Source organism: Enterococcus sp. DIV2379, assembly GCF_050542965.1.
Taxonomy (GTDB): Bacteria; Bacillota; Bacilli; order Lactobacillales; family Enterococcaceae; genus Enterococcus_D; species Enterococcus_D entomosocium.
On record NZ_CP172938.1, the window covers coordinates 2888390 to 2908290 of the forward strand.

Annotated in this window: 18 protein-coding genes; 2 read left to right on the forward strand and 16 right to left on the reverse strand. The window is 44.0% G+C overall.

The window, feature by feature from the left end; translation table 11 throughout:
• Positions 1-60: 60 nt before the first annotated feature.
• From IGI92_RS13230 to xylB, 4 genes are all read right to left on the reverse strand, one after another.
• Positions 61-1470, reverse strand: a complete 1410-nt coding sequence (locus IGI92_RS13230) for a response regulator (RefSeq protein ID WP_301388201.1) — start codon at positions 1468-1470, stop codon at positions 61-63.
• A 36-nt stretch (positions 1471-1506) separates the two neighbouring features.
• Positions 1507-2973, reverse strand: coding sequence for a glycoside hydrolase family 1 protein (locus tag IGI92_RS13235; protein WP_008380598.1), 1467 nt, complete (start codon positions 2971-2973; stop codon positions 1507-1509).
• A 141-nt stretch (positions 2974-3114) separates the two neighbouring features.
• Positions 3115-4422 carry a xylose isomerase gene (xylA, locus tag IGI92_RS13240; RefSeq protein ID WP_008380597.1) on the reverse strand — a complete coding sequence of 436 codons (1308 nt, stop codon included), beginning with the start codon at positions 4420-4422 and terminating at the stop codon, positions 3115-3117.
• A 117-nt stretch (positions 4423-4539) separates the two neighbouring features.
• Positions 4540-6036, reverse strand: coding sequence for a xylulokinase (gene xylB / locus IGI92_RS13245; protein WP_400449864.1), 1497 nt, complete (start codon positions 6034-6036; stop codon positions 4540-4542).
• A gap of 250 nt (positions 6037-6286) precedes the next feature.
• On the opposite strand from xylB, the gene IGI92_RS13250 reads away from it, so the two are divergent.
• A complete protein-coding gene (locus tag IGI92_RS13250) occupies positions 6287-7465 on the forward strand; it encodes an ROK family transcriptional regulator (RefSeq protein ID WP_005234059.1) in 1179 nt (392 codons plus the stop codon).
• 55 nt (positions 7466-7520) lie between these two features.
• Here the strand turns inward: IGI92_RS13250 and IGI92_RS13255 are convergent, their stop codons facing one another.
• The 4 genes from IGI92_RS13255 to IGI92_RS13270 all read right to left on the reverse strand — a co-directional run bounded on the left by IGI92_RS13255 (position 7521) and on the right by IGI92_RS13270 (position 12334).
• Positions 7521-8354 (reverse strand): carbohydrate ABC transporter permease, encoded by an 834-nt coding sequence (locus IGI92_RS13255; RefSeq protein WP_196043967.1) that lies wholly within the window; start codon positions 8352-8354, stop codon positions 7521-7523.
• The gene (locus IGI92_RS13260; RefSeq protein ID WP_015510298.1) at positions 8355-9266 is read right to left on the reverse strand and encodes a carbohydrate ABC transporter permease; all 912 of its coding nucleotides are present in this window, start codon (positions 9264-9266) and stop codon (positions 8355-8357) included.
• Between the two features lie 129 nt (positions 9267-9395).
• On the reverse strand, positions 9396-10721 hold the full coding sequence (locus IGI92_RS13265; RefSeq protein ID WP_087664632.1) for an ABC transporter substrate-binding protein: 1326 nt from the start codon (positions 10719-10721) through the stop codon (positions 9396-9398).
• Entirely contained in the window at positions 10718-12334 is a 1617-nt protein-coding gene (locus IGI92_RS13270; protein WP_087664631.1) for a glycoside hydrolase family 43 protein, read from the reverse strand. The genes IGI92_RS13265 and IGI92_RS13270 overlap by 4 nt, the downstream gene beginning before the upstream one ends.
• Positions 12335-12599: 265 nt before the next feature.
• Here IGI92_RS13270 and IGI92_RS13275 point away from each other — a divergent pair, with 265 nt between their 5' ends.
• A complete protein-coding gene (locus IGI92_RS13275) occupies positions 12600-13391 on the forward strand; it encodes a helix-turn-helix domain-containing protein (RefSeq protein ID WP_400449867.1) in 792 nt (263 codons plus the stop codon).
• A gap of 265 nt (positions 13392-13656) precedes the next feature.
• On the opposite strand, the gene IGI92_RS13280 is transcribed toward IGI92_RS13275, so the two are convergent.
• The 8 genes from IGI92_RS13280 to IGI92_RS13315 all read right to left on the reverse strand — a co-directional run bounded on the left by IGI92_RS13280 (position 13657) and on the right by IGI92_RS13315 (position 19901).
• Positions 13657-14379 carry an HAD family hydrolase gene (locus IGI92_RS13280; RefSeq protein ID WP_087664630.1) on the reverse strand — a complete coding sequence of 241 codons (723 nt, stop codon included), beginning with the start codon at positions 14377-14379 and terminating at the stop codon, positions 13657-13659.
• Positions 14380-14475: 96 nt separating this feature from the next.
• The gene (locus IGI92_RS13285) at positions 14476-15093 is read right to left on the reverse strand and encodes a bifunctional 4-hydroxy-2-oxoglutarate aldolase/2-dehydro-3-deoxy-phosphogluconate aldolase (RefSeq protein ID WP_301388186.1); all 618 of its coding nucleotides are present in this window, start codon (positions 15091-15093) and stop codon (positions 14476-14478) included.
• On the reverse strand, positions 15090-16187 hold the full coding sequence (uxuA, locus tag IGI92_RS13290) for a mannonate dehydratase (protein WP_005234052.1): 1098 nt from the start codon (positions 16185-16187) through the stop codon (positions 15090-15092). Before uxuA ends, IGI92_RS13285 begins: the two co-directional genes overlap by 4 nt.
• Before the next feature lie 20 nt (positions 16188-16207).
• Complete coding sequence (locus IGI92_RS13295; RefSeq protein ID WP_005234051.1) at positions 16208-16663, reverse strand: PTS sugar transporter subunit IIA; 456 nt, start codon at positions 16661-16663, stop codon at positions 16208-16210.
• Positions 16664-16687: 24 nt separating this feature from the next.
• Positions 16688-17563: a hypothetical protein gene (locus IGI92_RS13300; RefSeq protein WP_301388182.1), complete on the reverse strand. Its 876-nt coding sequence runs from the start codon at positions 17561-17563 to the stop codon at positions 16688-16690.
• 102 nt (positions 17564-17665) lie between these two features.
• The gene (locus IGI92_RS13305) at positions 17666-18172 is read right to left on the reverse strand and encodes a PTS system mannose/fructose/N-acetylgalactosamine-transporter subunit IIB (RefSeq protein WP_061053213.1); all 507 of its coding nucleotides are present in this window, start codon (positions 18170-18172) and stop codon (positions 17666-17668) included.
• 18 nt (positions 18173-18190) lie between these two features.
• Positions 18191-19048 (reverse strand): PTS system mannose/fructose/sorbose family transporter subunit IID, encoded by an 858-nt coding sequence (locus tag IGI92_RS13310; protein ID WP_301388180.1) that lies wholly within the window; start codon positions 19046-19048, stop codon positions 18191-18193.
• A gap of 19 nt (positions 19049-19067) precedes the next feature.
• Complete coding sequence (locus tag IGI92_RS13315) at positions 19068-19901, reverse strand: PTS mannose/fructose/sorbose/N-acetylgalactosamine transporter subunit IIC (RefSeq protein WP_016621661.1); 834 nt, start codon at positions 19899-19901, stop codon at positions 19068-19070.

The window sequence follows — 19901 nt, forward strand, 5'->3', positions numbered from 1 at the left end:
ATTTAGTCATCGTTACCCTAAAAAATAGATGTCCGTAGAAAATCACGGACATCTTTGTGGTTATTCATTTTTCCGAAACTCATTCGGCGAAACCTGATGGTATTGTTTGAACTTTTTGTAGAAATAATCAACATTGCTGTAGCCTACCAATTCAGCGACTTCGTAGACCATTAGATTGGAATGACGTAAGATTTCCACCGCCTTTTCCATTCGCACTTCATCCAAGAACGCCAAATAATTTTTACCGGTTTCTTTGCGAAACTTCTTGCCTAGATAGGCACTATTGTAATTGAAACGTTCCCCGATTTTTTTCAAGGTCAAATCTTCTTGATAATGCTTTTTCGTGTATTGGATCAATTCCGCAATGATATCGATTTGGTTCAAACTGCTGGCGACTGTTGCTTGCAAGTCTGCTAGTTTTGCGGTGATCACCTCTTGTAGCATCGGAAACGTTTGGGCGAGAAAAATCTGCTGATGCACTTCGTCTGTCGACCATTCGATCGCTAATGCTACTTTTTCACTGATTTGATGCTGCAGCCATTCGATGTCGCCATTGATTTGCCATTTGATCTCTTCTTCCAATGCCAATGAATGATAAAAGGTTTGATAATAGCGGGATAACGGCTGTTCCAATGGATCGTTTGCCAAAATCGCTTTTACTAATTCTTCACGCAAATCGCTTCGTTCTTCTGCTTCTTGGGTCGTATCCAAAACATGGTGAGAAATGACTTGATTGGGAAATAAGAAAATCAATTTACTCAATGTCTGGATGTCGATCATCAATGGCTTCAAGTTCTCTTGCGCCGCAAACCAGCGGGAGATCAAGATTTCTTGATGAGCCATTTTTTTGCGGCACCACGTATCGATCGCCTCGTCGGGAAAGCGTTCCTCGTTTAACAAAACCAAATACCGATGATGCCGATGGATCAAGGTGATGACTTGCGCCACTTGCTCCTGCAATTTCTCAACCAGCTTTTGGGCATCTGCCTCCTCGGGAAGTCGCAATAGCTTGATGGCTTGTGCGTCTTTGATCCCCGTTTGATCCCCGCCAAACAATTTCTCCATCAACTGACTCTTCTGATTTTTCTGCTGATCGGTCTTGGCTTTTTGATCGATTTTCGTCAAAATACCGATCAGCTCTTCTTCATCAACTGGTTTCAGCAAATAGGTCACAGCGCCCAGTTGCAACGCTTGCTTGGCATAGTCAAAATCTGAGTAGCCGGACAAAATAATGGCAAAAAACAAAAGACCTTCCTCCGATGCTGCTTGCACCATCTCAAGACCATTTTTTCCCGGCATACGGATATCAGCGATCACAACGTCTGGCTTCAATTCGCGGATCATTGCCAAGCCAGCTTCGCCGTTTTCCGCCGACCCGACGATTTGATACCCCAGACGTTCCCAATCGATGATCAGAGGCAGTCCATTTCGGATCGATGCTTCATCATCAACGATCAACACTTTACGCATTTTCCAACCTCCATTTTCAGCTACTCCTTCGTTACATCATGTTTCACTTGTCAAACTTGCCCCATTGGTGCGAATCACCTCTTGATACCAATAAAAACTATCCTTCGGGATGCGCGCCAACTGACGTTCGTTTTGATTGTCGCGATCGACATAAACAAACCCATAGCGTTTTTGGTATCCATTCAACCAACTTAGTAGATCTGTAAAGGACCAAGCACAATAGCCGATCAGCTCAACCCCATCCGTGATAGCCTTTTGCAGTTCCACCAGATGTTCCTGCAAATAGGTAATGCGGTATGGATCATGGATCTGTTTGTCTTCTGTCAATTGATCGATGGCGCCTAACCCATTTTCAGTAATAAAAATCGGCAAGTCATAATTGGCTTGGATACGTCGCAAGGCTACACGGAAACCAACGGGATCGATCTCCCAGCCCCAATCTGTTTTTTTCAAGTGGGGATTTTCCGCCGTCGCAAACATGGTTTCTTCTGGTGAGAACTCGCCAGCTGCCGCTTGCATCAAATACGGATCGACTTTAGAAAATTCTTTCTTTTCAGCTGACTGCTTTTGCAAATTGTTTTGTTGGGCCGTTCCACCGTGATAGTAATTGATCCCTAAGAAGTCAGGTTTTGCCTGTTTTAATAGTGCTTGATCTTCTGGAGTGACTTCAGGAGCCAGACCGACTTTGGCTAATTGCTTGTAGACAAATTTCGGGTATTCGCCTTTGCAATAGACATCTAAAAACCACGCGTTGTTGAAGGCTTCGCCATTTTCTGCAGCCAGCACATCTTCTGGGTCACAGCTAAACGGATACATCGGACCATAGCCAAAACTTGGACCAATCTTGCCCTGTGGAACCAGCTCATGGAACAAATTAATTGCCTTTGCATTGGCAAGGTTGATGATATGATTGGCTGCATACATCCGTTTTAAGTCCTTCAAGCCCGGTGGATGTGCCGCCCAACGGTACCCAAGAGAAGTGAAGACATTTTGTTCATTCATGGTGACCCAATAGGTGACTTTCTTTCCTAAGCGTTCAAAAAGGATTCGGCAATACCGTTCAAATGCCGCTGCTGTTTCTCGTCCCTCCCATCCTTGGTATTTGTCTTGCAAAGCCTGAGGAAGATCCCAATGATACAGCGTCAAAATCGGTTCTACTCCTTGCCGAAGCAATTCGTCCACCAGCTTTTCGTAAAACGCCACACCAGCTTCATTGACCGCACCTTCGCCATCAGGCACGATTCGCGACCACGCCACGCTGAAGCGATAGGCTTTCAAGCCCATTTGCTTCATCAAGGCAACATCTTCTTTGTATCGATGGTAGTGATCGATCGCCACTTTGCCGTTGGTTTCCTCAAAGGTATTGCCGGGAATTTGGGCATAGGTATCCCAAATCGACGGACCTTTGCCGTCTTCTGCCCATGCACCTTCAATTTGATAGGCCGCCGAAGCCGCCCCCCATAAGAAGTTTTCTGGGAAAGGATCTAAGTTTGTGTGAAACATCAAGTTGCCTCCTTCAATTCCTAAACCGAGTTAAATCGGTTACATTTTATCGTATCATAATTTGGTTGATTCGTAACAATTGCCAAAAGATATTTTTTAGGTGAAAAAACTGTCGCTCCTCAGAACGACAGTCGTTTCTTATTAAAACAGGTAATCATTCAAACGCGATTTCACATATTCAATGTGGCTGGATTCTAATTCGATTTGATCATGCGCCAATGCGTAATCTGTCAGTGTTTCTAAGTTTTCCTCATCAGCAACGATCTTCGCTCCGATGCCTTCTTGGAACGAGGCGTACCGTTTTTCCTTCAACTCGTCTAAGAAGCGGTCTTCTTTCAGTTTCGCTGCTGCTTTCAACGCTCGGGCATATGTATCCATACCAGCGATGTGGGCTAACAGCAGATCTTCCATTTCAAATGACGAACGACGGACTTTAGAATCGAAGTTGATTCCTCCCGGTGCGATGCCGCCGTTTTCTAAGACTTCGTATAAAGCGAGTGTCGAGTCAAAAACGTTGGTTGGAAATTCATCCGTATCCCATCCTAACAGCATATCTCCTTGGTTGGCATCCAGTGAGCCTAATGCGTTATAGCTACGGGCAACGGCGATTTCATGTTCAAAGGTATGGCCAGCTAATGTTGCATGATTGGCTTCTAGGTTTAATTTGAAATCTCCTTCTAAGCCGTAGTGCTGAATGAAGGCCATCGTTGTCGCTGCATCAAAATCATATTGGTGCTTCGATGGTTCTTTTGGTTTCGGCTCTAATAAGAACTGCGGTTTATGACCGATTTTTTCGCCATAAGCGATCGCCATTTTGAATAGACGGGCGATGTTGTCTTGTTCAAATTTCATGTCTGTATTCAACAAGGTTTCATAGCCTTCACGGCCGCCCCAGAAGACATAGTTTTCACCGCCTAATTTTTTCGAGATATCTAAGCCTTTTTTAACTTGGGCTGCTGCATACGCGTAAACTTCCGCATTATTGGTGGAAGCAGCGCCGTTATTGAAACGAGGATGTGAGAACATATTTGCTGTATTCCATAATAGTTTGATCCCCGTTTGTTCCATTTTTTCTTTGATCAAATCGGTGATTTCGTCTAAGTTTTGGAAAAATTCTTCTAACGTTTCTCCCGCAGGTGCCACGTCAACATCATGGAAACAGAAGAATTCTGCTCCTAGTTTTTCACAAATCTCGAAGAAGGCTTCTACTCGATTTTTCGCTGTTTCCATTTCGGTGTCACCGATCCACGTCCGTTTGTTGACGGGTGCGCCGAAAGGATCAGAGCCGTCTTGCGTCATCGTATGCCAATAGGCGATTGCAAAACGTAGATGATCTTTCATTTTCTTGCCTAAAACAACTTCTTCGGCATCGTAGTGGCGAAATGCAAACATATTGTCTGTTTTAGGACCTTCGTAGCGGATTTTTTCGATTTCTGGGAAATAAGTCATTGTTGTTGCCTCCATTTTATGTTTTTTAGTGTAATAAACTAACTTACTTGGTTCCAATCATTTAGAACCAAAAACGATTCCTCGCTTTAATCAAGCAGATTTTCTGCTGCCATTATGCTATTCGATTTGCGCCAACGCATGGCAGATAGGCGCGGTTTGCTGGTAGACGGTCCGGTAGATCGCATAGATTTCTTGGTATTTGGCGACATTTTCAGGAATCGGTGCAATGGCCTTGCTGTATTTGACAAAGGCGTTAACACAAGCGGCCGCATCTGGATAAATGCCGCTGCCGATTGCTGCCAGCATTGCTGCGCCCATACCTGGACCTTGTTCAGTAGATAAAGTCAGCATTTCTGCATTAAAAATATCGGCTTGCATTTGCAGCCATTCGGCATTTTTCGCACCGCCCCCCACAGAAACGATCTGGGTGAATTTCCGCTGTGCTCGTTCTTCCATGATCATTTGGGAATCTTTCAGAGAGAAGGTGATCCCTTCTAAGACGGCACGACTGAAATGCTTTTCGCGATGCCGTGTGTCAATGCCAATAAAACTTCCCCTGATTTGGCTGTCGGTATGTGGTGTGCGTTCGCCCACGATATAAGGCGTAAACAGCAGGCCTTCTGCCCCCGGTTTTACCTCACTGATTGCTGAAAGCAATTCCTGAAACGATTGGTTTTGGGCAAACGTATCACGATACCAGCTTAAGGAATTTCCAGCGGCTAACGTGACCCCCATTGAATACAACTTGTCTTTGATCGCATGACGGAAAAGGTGTAGATCGCCTTGATAATCAACCTCTTGCGCTTCTTCAAAGGATAAGAACACACCGCTAGTGCCAATCGACACCATGCCGACACCTTCGGCGATGATCCCTGAACCTAATGCAGCACAGGCATTGTCTGCGCCACCTGCATAGATCGTCACCTCTTGTTCAAAGCCAAAGGCTTCTTGCAGTTCTTTTCGCATTTTCCCTACAGGCGCTGCTGATTCAAAAAGCGGCGGCAGTAAATCCGATGCGATTGCGAATTTTTCTAGAATGGCTTCAGACCAGCACTTCTTTTCGATATCCAGCAGTAACGTACCCGCCGCATCAGAATAATCCATCGAATAGTTACCAGTCAGCCAAAAAGCCAAGTAGTCTTTTGGCAACATCATGTGACGAACTTGTTGCCAATGTTCAGGCTCGTGTTCTTGGACCCATAAAATTTTGGGTAAGGTGAACCCTTCCAAAGCAATATTCTTGGTGATTGCTTTTATTTCCTCTCCAAAGGATGCCATGATCGCTTGACATTGTTTGGTGGTTCGAACGTCATTCCATAATATTGCCGGACGAATGACTCGGTTTTCTTCATCCAATAAAACAAGACTATGCATTTGCCCGGAAAAGCTGATGCCGATCAATTCTTTCTGCAACGTTGGAAGCTGCTGGATCAAGGTTTTGATTACCTTATCTGCCGCCTCTTGCCAATGCACAGGCTCTTGCTCACTGAACCCCGGTCTAGGGGATGACAATGGATAGTCAACACTTGCTGTTTCTTGGAGTTCCCCGGTTTGATCAAAAACTAAGCCTTTTAACGCACTTGTTCCTAGATCCAACCCTAAAAAATAAGCCATCTCTTCTCTCCTTCCTCTGTTTGAAGCAGTTAACCATTGCCTCTCAATCGGTTAATTAGCATTCAAAACTAACTAATTGGATAGTAAACGATTCTCGTATTTCTGTCAAGCGCTTTCAACGATTCTTTCTTTGATTTTCGTTCTCAAACTGCTGCTCCTACATTCTTCCTCTTTTCTTTATTCTTCAGCTTGCACAATATTAATTTGCACGGTAAACTAACACTAATCACATCTATGAAGAGGAGAACACATGATTATCAATAAAATGGGCATACGCGAACAAAATGAAGCGGCTGTATTGAAGACGATCATTGACAATGAAAATGTGTCACGAGCGGAAGTATCAAATTTGACCCATCTCAATAAAGCGTCTGTTTCTCAAATAACCAAAAAACTGATCGACACGGACTTCGTTCGCGAAGTCGGCATTGGGGATTCCACTTCGATCGGTGGTCGCAAACCGATTCAATTGCAATTCAATCACCGCAGCAGCTTAGCTGTTACCTTTGACATCGGCTATAACTATGTTCGTGGAATGCTTTCTTATATCAATGGCGAGATGATCGCCTCCGCCGATCATTCCCATGAATTGATCACCAAAGAAAATGTACTGGCGACGATCGATTCCATGATGAAAGAATTTTGGCCGCAAATGCCGCAAACCACTCATGGATTAGTAGGAATCTGTTTGGCGATCCACGGCATCGTTCACAATCAGACGATCACCTTTGCCCCCTACTACGACTTGGAACACTTTGATTTGATCGCCCCTTTGAGCCAAAAATACAATACGGCGGTCTATATAGAGAACGAAGCCAATCTGACGGCTTTAGGCGAGTACTGTTTTTCTTCTGATTCCACGAATTTACTGAGCGTCAGCGTCCATAGCGGGATCGGTGTCGGAATCATCGTTGATGGGCAGCTGCAAACCGGTACTCACGGCATGGCGGGGGAAGTTGGCCATTCTACGCTCTTTCCTCACGGCAACTTGTGTCCTTGCGGCAATCGAGGTTGCTTAGAGCAATATGCCTCGAACAAAGTCTTGTTTGATACCTATAGCCACTATACAAAAACTGCGTTCGTTAATTCGGATACCTTCGCACAAGCCTACCATGCCGGAGAAAAATCAGCAGTCGAATTGGCGCAACAAAATGTTGAGTTTCTTAGTATTGGGCTGAATAATGTCATCACTTTTTCTGATCCCGAAGAAGTCTATATCAACAGCTCGATCTATCGCAAAATTCCTGATTTATTGCTGGCGCTGCAGCAAAAATTGACCAGCCAGTTCACCAAAAACACGAAGATCAAAAACAGTCGATTAGGCGATCAAGCCCCGTTATTTGGCGGCAACGTTTTAGTGGCAAAACATTTCTTAAATATCAACGATTTGCGCTTTGCGGCACTTGATCTCTCCCGTGCGATCCGTTAAATGAATGCTGGACTGAAAACTCAGTCCAGCGTTTTCTTTTGGTAAAAGGGTCTCGCTATCCTTTGATTCCGCCAGCCGTCACACCGCCCACGATGTATTTCGATAGAAACAGGTAAATCAGCAGTAAAGGAATAATACTTAATGAGATCCCTAGATACATACTGCCAAATTCAGTACGGTAAACATCAGTTTTCAACAATTGGACCAGCATCGGCAACGTATACTTTTCCGTATCGTTGATCAAGATCAAGGGCATCAAGAAATTATTCCACGAGGTCACGAACGAGAAAATCGCCATGGTAGCTAAGCCCGGTTTCATCAAGGGCAACATGATGCGATGGAAAATTTTGATTTCGCCGGCTCCGTCTAGACGAGCAGAATCTGCCAAATCAGGATGATAGATCGTTTCTAAGTATTGCTTTAAGAAAAAAACGGTCGCGGGTGATGCGATCGCTGGTAAAATCAATGGCAGAAAATTATTTAAGAGCCCTAAGCGATTCATAAATTGATAAAAACCGATCATGCTGATTTGCTGAGGAATCATGATCAGCCCAAGAATGACAGCAAACAGGACTTTCTTGCCACGAAATTCATAGGCGATCACGCCATAAGCCGTCAGCGCCGAAAAATACACATTGAGAACGGTAGCACCAGCAGCAATCAGGAAACTATTTTTAAACCCATTGAAAACATTGAAGCCTCTGCCCATTAAGACGGACCAGTTGTATTGGAGATTACCGCCGGGCCACAAGGACAGCCCTTGCTGGATCTGTTCCGCTGAACGGGTTGCATTGACTAAGACGACCCAAAACGGCAATATACTTAGGATGGTCAGCAATACCAAAAAGACATAGATCAACAATCGTTTTGCTCGATAGTTATTTTCCATTTATTTTCGCCCCACTTTGCTGTTTTCTTTGAAAAATTGAAACAATAACGTGCTTAATACGATTGAAAGTACCAATAATAGTACCGACGCGGTTGCGGCAACGTTGAAATTCCGACTCCCGGTAAAGGCCTGGTTGTAGATGAACATCGTGATCGTTAAGACACTATTGTTGGGATTACCGTTTGTCAGCAAAAAAGGAATGTCGAACATTTGCAAGCCGCCAATCAAGGACGTCACCAATGTATAAAGCAAGATTGGTTTTAACAAAGGCAGCGTGATCTTGCGGAAAATTTGACCATCATTGGCTCCATCGACCATTGCTGATTCAAAAAGAGCATCATCAATGCTCAAAATGCCCGAAACCAAAACGATCGTTGTCTGACCATACCACATCCAAAATTGGATGAAGGAAACGATCAGCCGAGTGCCCGTTTCACTACGGAAAAAGTCATAAGGCTGGTCCAAAACACCGAAATGCTGCAAGACTAGGTTGATCGGACCTAACGGAAAACTGAACAAAACAAAAAATAAGATTGCTACTGAAGCCGCAGTAATGATGTTGGGTAAGTAAAAAGCGACTTTGAAGAAGCCTTTCCCTCGCAAGCGCAGCTTGATATTGGTAAACCATGCCGCCAACAACAAAGCCAAGCCAATTTGAGGGACAAAGTTTACGCCCCACAAAATAAAAGTATTGCTGATCGATTTTAAAAATAACGGGTTGCGAAAAATCGCAAAATAGTTATCCAGTCCGACAAGATTGGCAGCTGGATTCCACCCTTTTAGATCTGTAAAGCTCAGGTAAATCGTATAGAGAATTGGATAAAGCTGAAAAACCAAGAATGCTAGAAAAAATGGTGCGATAAATAATAGCCCATAGCGATGATACTGTTCAAATCTTCTCTTATTCTGCATCGTAATCCCCCTGATATTTTTTTCTTCCACTGTCAACTTCTGCCTGTAAAGACAAGCCATTTAAGCAGCGCCATCGTACCTAGAAAAGGTTGAAACCGACCCCGTCTTCGGTGCCGGTTTCAACAACACCTAATCTACTTGAACATCTGGATAAGCATTGACAACCGCATCTTTAAAGTTTTGGATCGCCGTTTCCTGATCCACTTCACCTTTTGAATATGGTGTCAAACAACTATCCGTAAAGAGGGTTTCAATCGTCTGGTCATACTCGGTCAGAATTTTCGCGTTGATGTCTTGAACCATATCGGCAAATTCTGCATAGTGGTTTTGACCGCCTAAAAATTCCTCTTGGTATTCGCTTTTAATTTCTTCAACGACTCGCTCATTCGATACAAAATCACCGGTATCTTCGGCCCATTGTTTTAAAAATGCTTGATCTGTGGTCAAGTAAGCCACCAATTGCGCCGCTTCTTCTTGCATCTCAGAATTTGCCGTAGCACCGATCCATGTGCCGCCCCAGAACCACGACGACGGTCCTTGGATCATGCGCCAGTCCCCTTCTGTTGAGCTGGAGTTATCGGCAGCTGTCGCATTTGGTTTTAACCAATAGTGCAGTCCCCATGTCGGCAAACTATAACCGAATACATTGTCGCTATTCATTCCAGCAAACCAAGCTTCTGATTGTCCTTCTGTATCTTGTGTCAGGCCTTCTTCTACAAATTTTCGTGATATATCCAACAAATCATACAAACTGTCGTCGATCACTAATTTACCGTCTTCAACCCAGCCATGTTCGCGTTGACCATAAAAAGGCTTCGCCAAATCTTGGACACTAGAGATCATATAGGTGGTTCCACCACTTTTTTCTTTGACTGCTTTGGCTTCCTCATAGAACTTGTCGTAGTCTGACAAGGCCGCTTGCGCAGCCGCTGGATCATCGATCCCTAGCAGCTCTTCTGCCATCGACGCCCGGTAATAAAACCCGCCAGGAGCAGCTTGCCAAGCCAAGGCATGAAGAACCCCGTCTTTTGAAGTTCCTACGTCTTTGACATATTGATACGTATCTGCCGCGGCTTCATCAAGTCCCAGTGAACCAAGGTCTGCCATCATCCCTGATTCCACATATTTTTTGACAAAGGCAGATTCTAAAGCAATCACATCTGGTGCATCTTTGGAACCGAGAATCGGATCGAGCTTGGTCTCGAATTGGTCAGAAGGAATCTCCACGATCCGAATGTCATAGGCCAAATCGTCATGCGCCGGCAAATAGTAATCATTGATCATCGTTGATAATTCTGAAGTAAAGGTCCAAACCACGAGTTCATCCTTGCCACTGCTTCCCGTTGCGCTGTTATCCGAGCCACTGTTTCCTGAACCATTCCCGCAGCCACTAAGCATAAAAGCCGCTAAGCCCGCCACTGACGCTGTTTGTAAGACCCGTTTCCAATTTTTCATCTTTCTTCCTCCTCGATTTTTTGATAGTCAAATGAATCAAAATCAGCCGCCAAACGATTGCCAGTCGTATCGATCGCAAACATCCCCACAAAAGCCCCCGTAAAGAACCCACCGTAATGTTCTGCCACATAGTCGTCAGACAATTGCAAGCTGTCAAATAGCTGATCGATGACCTGCCACTCTTTTTGATCAAAGGAGTACGCGTATTGATAGTGGGCATAATTGACGATCGTTTTGAAGTAGACCGTTTGTACATCGGCTGGTATCACAACTTTTGATACTTTTTGGCTCTTCAGTTGGCCCTTTTCGCTTGCCAATACAGTGATGATTTTTCCTTTCCTCTCATCATGAGTGATGTAGATCGCCGACCAATTTTGTGTATTGTAGTAATTCGTCATGCCTGCCAACTGTAGAAACGAGGTCGGCGAAAATTCGACGGCAGTCGTTGCTTCGAAACGAAAATCGCTCCATCTTCTTGCCACCAGTGCTTGATGGAACAAGGAATTGAACGACTCTCGCCCATACAAGCGCAAATACCCTGGTCGTGCGGTCAAACTACCGATTTCCTCAGAAAAAGGAATCCGCAAGGTTTGAAACATTGGTGCCAACGACGCATCTTCAAAATCATCAAAGCCTGATTCTGTTTCCCACGGATGTTCGGGCAGCTGTGGCTGTGGGACCTCCGCTTTTGGAAAGTTCCCGCCTGTGATATACGGCCAATCATTTTCCCAGTAAACAGACTGGATCGCTGTTTCTCGTCCGAGCGGGCAATAGCCGCGATTTTCTAAGAGGGGTGTTTCTGGATACTTCAGCGCTCGTCCTGTTAAGTGAACAAAATACCATTCATCGGTCTGCGTTTTCACAAATGAACCATGACCGGCTTTTTGTAGCGGGATCTCTGGCTGTCCCCATGAACTAATTAGAGGGTTTTGAGGATGAACTTCATAGGGGCCTTCAATGTGTGTTCCACGAGCGATGGTACTTGCATGTTCAAATTGGGTGCCGCCTTCTGCCGTCAATAAATAATAATAGCCGTTCACTTTATACATGACCGGTGCTTCAGTCAATTTGCGCTCTGTTCCGTTGAAGATAATTTTGGGCTGCCCCACCAATTTCTTGGCTTGCCAATCAAACTCTTGGAGAGCGATCCCATAAAAGGAATGGTTTGTCGGGCGATAATCCCAGACCATGTTCAGAAAATATTTTTTGCCGTCATCGTCATGAAATAAAGAGGGATCGAAACCAGAAGAATTCATATAGATTGGTTCTGACCAATCCCCATCAATGGTTTCACAGGTGATCAAATAATTGTTCACATCTTTCCAGCTATTGGATTGTGTTTTGACATCTGAATAAATCAACCAAAAACGACCATCACTGTAACTTAAGTTTGGCGCCCAAACGCCCCCAGAATCAGGATTTCCCAGCATATTCAACTGACTGACACGATTGACTGGTGTACTGATCAAGCGCCAGTTCTTCAAATCCTTCGAATGGAAGATGCGCACACCTGGAAACCATTCAAAGGTCGACGTAGCAATGTAATAATCTTCTCCTGCACGACAAATACTCGGGTCTGGATGAAAGCCTGTTAGTATCGGATTGGTAATCAAAAAATTTCCTCCTCTTTCCCTTTTTGGCATTTTGTGATTCAACTGAGAGTCAGTAGGAATGAGCTTCTTTCAGTTAGTAAGTTTTCTTTACTAATATACCTAACTAAAAAAAGAAACTTGTTACTGCAGTCCATTTTAAAAATATTCACTAATCATTGTTCTATTTACTTTCTTCAGCTGAACTGTCATAATTATAAAATGAAATCGCTATCATTCACAGGACGATTTCCACACATCGATAGACAAAAAATGGAGGAAAGATTGCGTGACCATTTTAGAAGAATATCATTTTGGCGAATACCTAGGCGTTTCCAGTTACCATCCCTACTCGCTTAATTACATGGAACATTTTCATCGTTCCTTTGAATTGCTTTTTTGTAGTGAAGGCGAAGCGGTTGTCAAAATCGAAGAAAGTCCCTATGTCCTTACAACTGGCCAAGTGTTATTAGTCATGCCTTACCAGACCCATGCCATCGAAACCCCCAAGGAATCACAACTGCATATTCTGGTTTTTTCGCCGGAGTTTATTCCAGATTTTTATGCCAAAACCAAAGATTTCGCTTTGTCAGATCCGGTTATCACCATTGATCCATTTGCCAAGCAGCTCTACTATCCTTTATTTGAAACGGATTCCCTCTATTTACGAAAATCGGCACTGTATCAAGTCCTTTACCTTTTTGAGCACCAAACGACTTTACTACCAGCCAAAAACCAAGAGGATATCCTGATCCAGCTGCTTGCCTATATCGAGTCACACTTCAAAGAAGAGCTGACGCTCGAAAAACTAAGCAGCAGTATCGGTTATAGTAGCGTCTACGTTTCCAGAATGATCACTGAGAAATTGAAAAGCACCTTTCCCCGACTTTTGAATCAAGCAAGAATACGCCATGCCTCTTTTTTGCTGACTCATAGTCTCTTGCCGATTACGGAAGTAGCAGAACAGGCTGGCTTTCAAAATGTGCGAACCTTCAATCGAAATTTCAAAGCTTTGACCTCACTGACTCCGAAAGAATACCGCTTAACACACAATGCTCATTTTTCATTGCTGAAGGAATAGCAAAACAAAAAAGCAGCTTCACTTACCTATAAAGTGAGCTGCTACAATCTTACTCGTTATTCTAGTCAGCCTTTTGCCACGTTCCCAGAAAGTAGTGAAAAACGTTCTAACGCTCCCCTTCTTCATAGAGAAATGAGCAGGAAAAAACCAATTGCCAAAATGAACCTTTGTTGTTTTACCGATTCCGCAACGCTATGCCTGATTTATAGCACCGTATGTTCTTGCTTAATGCCGTTTGCTTTATCGAAGCTTCTTGGAACATCGATCAAGCCCAAGAAAAATGATTCACGACTAGCCAGTCTCTGACTTCCGTCAGATCAGAAAAAGTTTTCACCTGTGCAGCTACTTCTTGCTCAAGTTTTGGCTGTTTAAGCAAAGGATACTTCCCATTTTTCTTGACTGGCAAAATACTCAAATCATCCGCAATCAGAAAAGCTGGGATCTTGGCTTGTTTTGCAGCTCTTATGCCGGCTAGAGAATCTTCTAATACCAAGGCTGCTTCAGGCTTTACGCCTAATTGTTGGCATGCTGTCAGAAAGATTTCTGGATCAGGTTTGCCCTTTCGCACTTGATCCCCAGAAACCACCGTATCAAACCAATCTGGCATCTGTTCCATTTCAAAATACGCCTTGATTTTTTCTTTCGACGAAGAGGACGCCACGGCTATCAAGCAATCTTGTTTTTTTAATGCTTCCAATAGTTCAAGAAGGCCGGGCTTTTTGAACACCCGTTTTTCTTCAGCTAAAATCACTTCTTTCTGACGATTCATCGCTTCTCGCCACCGATCCGTTGGTACCGTACTGCCATAGAGTTCCTGCATCCCTTTACGAATATCTGCTTCCGTTCTGCCAGTCAGGTAATAATAAACATCTTGGCAAACTTCAAAATCATACTCCTCCGCGGCTCTTAAATAGGCGCGGTAAGCTAACCGACCAGTTTCAAACATCAAACCGTCCATATCAAAAATCACCAGTTTTATCTTCTCCATCCTATGGCCTCCTTTGCTTTTCTGCGAATAAAAAAGCAATGGTACCAAAATCCTTTGGCACCCATTGCTTCATCTTGTTTATATACAGCTGACTGCTCAACTTAGCAATGATTTTACATGCGCCAAATGGCTGTCAGCCTTTTCCCGCCCTTCTTTTACTAGCGCTTCTGACAGAATGAAGGATCCGCCAACCGCTAATACTTGCGGATCAGATAAATAGTCTTGAACATTTTCGAGAGTGATTCCGCCAGTTGGGACAAATCGAATATCGTAAAACGGACCACTGAGGGCTTTGATTGCCGACAAGCCCCCGTAGATATCCGCAGGGAAAAATTTCACAACTGATAAGCCATAATCCGTTGCCCGTTGAATGTCATTGGGGGTAGCTGTCCCTGGAAACACTGGAATGTTTTCGGCAAGACAAAATTCCACCACATCAGGTACAAGAGCAGGGGAAACAATAAAGCGCGCCCCTTTCTCAACCGCTGCTTTCGCTTGTTCTAAGGTGCGGACCGTGCCTGCGCCTACGATCAATTTGCCCGATTGAGAGAGTTTTTCAATCGCTTCTAAAGCAAGGTCACTGCGGAAGGTTATTTCAATAAAATACAGTTCATGCTCAATCAGCAGTGATTCTACTACTGGCAAATAGGTAAGGTCTGTTGCAGTGTAAAGAGGCAACACCCTTGTTTTTGCCAATTGTTCATAGAGTGTCATACGCTCTCTCCTCCCTTCGTTCCCCTCGATTGCATTTGCTCTTTCAAGACGGCTTCATGAAGCCCTTGAAGATAACTGATACCAATCGCGCGATCATACAGACCATAGCCTGGCATCGCCACTTCCCCCCAGATCGTCCGCCCGTGATCAGGACGGATGACACCATCAAAACCGACCTCAACCAAGGCTTTCATAATGGCATACATATCTAACGATCCTTCAGTGGAAAGATGGGCAGATTCTTTAAATTTGCGTTCCCCCATAAACAACACATTGCGAAAATGAACAAAGTTGATGCGGCCTTTTAAGCCATGAACGATCTCCACCATGTCGTTTTCTGGATCGGCACCTAACGAACCGGTGCACAACGTTACCCCATTATAAGGCGAATCCACGATGGCCATGATTTTTTTCAAGTCCTCTAAATTTTTGGTGATCCGTGGCAAACCAAAAATTTCCCAAGGTGGATCGTCCGGATGGATCGCCATTTTCACATCTACTTCTTCACACACAGGAATGATCCGCTTTAAGAAATAGCTTAAGTTATCAAAGAGGATCTCTTGAGTGACCCCTTCATAAGTTGCCATCAAACGCTGGAACTTTTTCAGTCGTTCTTCTTCCCAGCCTGGCAATTTAAAGCCTTTTGATTGGCTATGGATCAGCGTATACATCTCACTAGGTTCCATATCATCCACAACGGCTTGATCATAGAGCAAAGAGAAGCTGCCATCCTCGTTTTGATAAAATAGATTTGTTTTTGCCCAGCCGAAGATCGGTTTGAAGCTATAGCAGATCATATGTACATCACAAGCTGCTAAATTCCGAATTGTTTGAATATATTGATCGATGTAGTGATCCCGTTCCTCTGTTCCGGCTTTGATCGCATCGTGGATCGCCACACTCTCAATCCCTAATAGTGAAAGATGCTCTTTTTCAATTGATGCTTTTAGTGCGTTGATTTCGGAAATCTCCCAGACATCTCCAGGCATTTTATTTAGAAGTGTTCCTACAATGCCGTGCATTCCTGGAATTTGTCGAATATTCGTTAACGGGATCGTATCCCCTTCCCCGTACCATCGAAACCCCCATTGCATTTGCTGTCATCCTTTCGTTTTTAAAAATCATCGTCCTCATCAGTCTCTTCGCTACTATCACCTGCTGAAGAATTGTGCCAAAGCGCTACACTGTTTTCTCCTTGCTGGATCACTGCTGCCACCGCCTGTTCAATCGGTGTCGCCAAAAATTGGTGATTGATCGCTTCTAATACCATCGGCAAATTCACCCCGCCGATCACATACGTCTTTTCCTGAAGCGATTCTTCTAATTGATTGATCGTTACAACCGACTGATTGTAGGGACTCGCACTCAATAGATCAGCAAACACCAAGACACCGTCCCCTTGATCTGTTTCATGAATCGCTTCATGGATTTTGTTTCCCAGAAGTTGAATATCCTCTCCGTGGTTCAAATTAACGACCGCAATATTTTCGACACTGCCCATGATCACCTCTGCAGCATCTTTAAAACCAGTACTCAGCTGTCCGTGAGTTGCCAATACGATTCCTAACAAATGTTATTCCTCCTTTTTCGCTTCCTAACCAAATAACGCAAGAACTTTTTGCATATTCCTCAGATTCAGCTCTTTTTGCTTTAATTGTTTTCTAGGCAGCACATACGTCTGATCCTGCTGCTTTTCTGCACAAAACAGATAGTTGATGCTGCCCATTGCTTCACTACTGTGTTCGATCGCCAACTGCTGCAGTTGCCCTTCATTGAATTGCTTGCCGATAGCTCGAATCGGAGCATCGGCACCAATAGAATCTAAATAATATATCTTCGCATTCGGCCTTACTGAATCACGTAACACTTCCAACCCGCGTTCTCCGTAACTTCCGTCATCAAGAAATGCGAAGGCCGTCGCTGTTTGACTGTTTTGACTGATCAAGGACAGCAGCGCTAAGATAGAGGAGGTATTGCGGGTTAGATTTTGCTGAAATCCTGCCCCGCGGCTTACGCGATTTAATAGCAGAAAATAAATACCGACCCCTGAAGCAAAAAGCGCTGTTTGCCAAGACAATAAGGGAAATCTCCCTGAGGCAAAGTGGATATAAAGCCAAGTCCCCAACAACCCTAAAAGAATCATCACTGCTGAAGCAGTCAGAATAAATTGATTTGTTTTACGGCCTTGCTCCTGCCGATCAAAAAAATGGTAATCGCCGAAATGCTCTGGCGGTGTATCATAATACGTGCAGATGATCCGTTTTGCTTTAGTCAGATCACCAACATACAAATTGCGTGAGGCGTTTTTTTTCGTGTGATCATACTCGATCACCTGAAGGTCTTTGCGAAATGGAATGATATCCGCGATGAGTGCCTTCAAAAATCTTTGTTTGCTTTTATCCGTTGATCGCGCTCGGTAGACATACCGATAACGAAACAGCCAATCACGAAATGCTTCTGTTTGATTCATGGCGGATTCTCCTATTCACAATTTACTGACAAGGAAGGAGGAACTCTATTTTTATAAGACCCTCCGCCTTCCTCTTCAACAGATGACGAACTCGCTCAATGATTACAAATTGAACTGCTTCAACACATCTTTAAGTGTTGATTTCGGTGCAGAAGGCGTTGCCTGAAAATAGATTGATTCCACACCATATTCTTCATTCATTTCTTTGAGTTTTTGCGCATCCGCTTGATTTAAATAAACAGATTTTGTTACCAAGAGATCCTTCTCGGGATCTTTTTGGGCAATACCGCCTATGTTCAATTCTTTCATCGGCACGCCGTGTTTGACTAAGTCGTACATCACGCTGACGGTTTTAGCGATCAAAATACAGTTGTAATCTTTGAAGTTGTATTCATCCCAGTAAAACTTGGCTTTTTCTGGTGTAACGACGATCGTTTTTTGCCCTGTTCGGCTACCGGCATTTTTGTATAGTTCCCGCATGAACTTATCCTTAGCTACTACCTCATCCACTACAAAGATCGAGTTGACTCCGCTTTTTTGCGACAAGGTCATCATGACCTGCCCATGGATCAATCGTTCATCTACTCGTGCTAAATTTACTACACCCATTGTTGACACTTCCTTTTCTTATAAAATACCGACACCGGATAAAATAATCAGAATCAAAGTCAGCCATAGCAATGCTTGCGTGACTTTTAATCCTTTCTTTGTATAGAACCAGTAGACGCCCATTACAACTGCTAACGGCAAGATCCCTGGTACAATCTGATCAAGGATATCTTGGATAATAAATTCTCGTCCAGAAATATCAAACTGCAGCGAAGAACTGACTTTGACATAGTTTCCAGCCAGAACCCCCATCATAAACAAACCGAGAACCGACAGTGTTTCAATGGCAGTTTGAACACCTGTACTCTGCATCAAGCCAGTTGCGTTGCGTCCCATTGAGAACGCTTGGCGGGCAAAAAACATTCCTAGAGAAACTTGATACAGTGCAAAGCAAATGAACGGAAACAACGCACCTAGCGGACTTCCTTGCTGTGCCCAAGGGACGGCAATCGCAATAAAGATATATTGAACGGTTCCTGAGTCGATGGCATCCCCGATTCCTGCTAAAGCACCCATCAAACCAGCTTTCGTGTTGTACATTAGATCATCCTGCATCAAGATCTCTTTTTTCTCATGCTCTTCCTCGGCCCGCTGTTGTTCCATTGATGACATCAGCCCAGTAATAACACCGCCACCCCAACTTAGCTGGGTATTGAAAAACAACAGTTGGCGTTTGTAGGCAGCTTTCAGTGCCTCATCGTCTTTGTAAAGTTTGCGCAAAATCGGCATCATGGCGTATAAAAGCGATGGTGATAAATACCGTTCAAACGAATGCGGGATCTCATTGGCGAAATGCCATCTTAGGTATGCTTTTGTGACATCTTTCTTCGTGATTTCTTCCGGTGCGCCTTGCGCTTTTTGAATTATTTCGGTCATTACTGCTCCTCCTTATCGATTAGAACCCGTCATCATAGTCATCGTCATCATCAAAGGATGGTGATGCTGTATTCGTTTCTGGGGCTGGGGCCAATTTTCCTTTTTGTGACTGAACAAAAATCAACGCGATCAAAATACCAAAAATCGCATAGGTGACCATGGTAATTTCTAGCGAACTGAAAACTACACTCATGAAATAGGCCAAGAAGAAAAAGACCATATAATCTTTTCGACCGATCACATAGACGGTAGTTGCAATCCCGATCGCTGCCAATCCGCCGCCGACTACTTCTAAAATATGGATAACGACTGTCCCCTCAAGAGCATTGATGACATCAGCAATCAGTGGAGCTCCTAAATAAAGTGCAATAAATACCAGCGGAACAAATAAAATAAATGAAGCCAGCGTTGGGTATAAAATAATTGAACGAGTCATTGCTTTGTCATTAAGATCTTCCACTGCTTTATCCGTATATTTTCCTAAGAAGGTATTGATAAAGAAACGGAACTGATACAAATAACTCCCTAGCAAACCAACAGGTACGGCAACAGCAATCGCTGCTTCTGGTTGCAGATTTCCTAGCAAAGCTACCGGTACGGCAATCGCCGCAGCAATTGAAGGTTCCGCTGGCATGGATCCGCCAGGAGAAAATACCCCCATGTAAATCATTTGTAAAGCGGCAGTAACGATCATGGCTTGAGCCACATTTCCCATCACCAGTCCGACAACTAATCCCGTCATCAATGGTGAAAAACGTAAAGTCAGTGTGGCGCCTCCGCCGAGCCAACGAGACATGACTGCTGCAACCCATAGCGCAATCAGTAAACTTTGTGTAACACTTAATGTATCCAT